Below are 591 nucleotides of genomic sequence, written 5' to 3'. Positions count from 1 at the left end.
ACATAAGCGCTGGGCCATGCCACGATAAAGGCCAATCCCCATGAGTGTAGTAGCTCGGTAAAAAAACCGTCAATATAGCCCACTTTTATAAGCAATAATACGGTTGAGATGATGAGTGACATCATCATCGCCATAAGACCAGTAAAGATCAGGCGATAGTATTTGCGGCGGGTGCGTATTCTGATGGTGGGAAAATTGGCCATATGTTTGGTTGTCCTACAAGTGATAGCAGTGCTCATGATACGCCGTGATGATGGACTGGTAAAATCGTTATTATCAATAGCTAGGTTTGTTATATCTTGATAGCTGCCTGATCATAACGATTATGTCTCGCATTTTCCGTTTGAAAGTTCTCGTTTCGCAGGTAATATCTTAAAAATAATAATGAAAAATAGTTCATTATTTATAGTCTATTTTGCGACGATAATCTATGATAACCAAGACTAAACGATAAATAGGACAAGCAAATGGCAGACCAAGCACAGCGAACACTCGGTATCATTGGTGGTATGAGTTGGGAGAGTACCGAAAGTTACTATCGCATCATTAACGAAGGCATCAAAGCTAAATTGGGTGGATTACATTCAGCAG

1 protein-coding gene is annotated in these 591 nt (G+C 40.1%); it reads right to left on the bottom strand.

All coding sequences use genetic code 11. The annotated features are described in order from the left end of the window. The coding region (locus ACS8FC_RS19220) for a DUF2798 domain-containing protein (protein ID WP_439297966.1) at window positions 1-203 on the bottom strand (203 nt) is incomplete at its 3' end. Between the last annotated feature and the right edge of the window lie 388 nt (window positions 204-591).

Source organism: Psychrobacter sp. 1Y4 (assembly GCF_051847555.1).
Note: the sequence above shows the minus strand (reverse complement) of the source record. Positions and strands in the feature narration are given on the sequence as shown.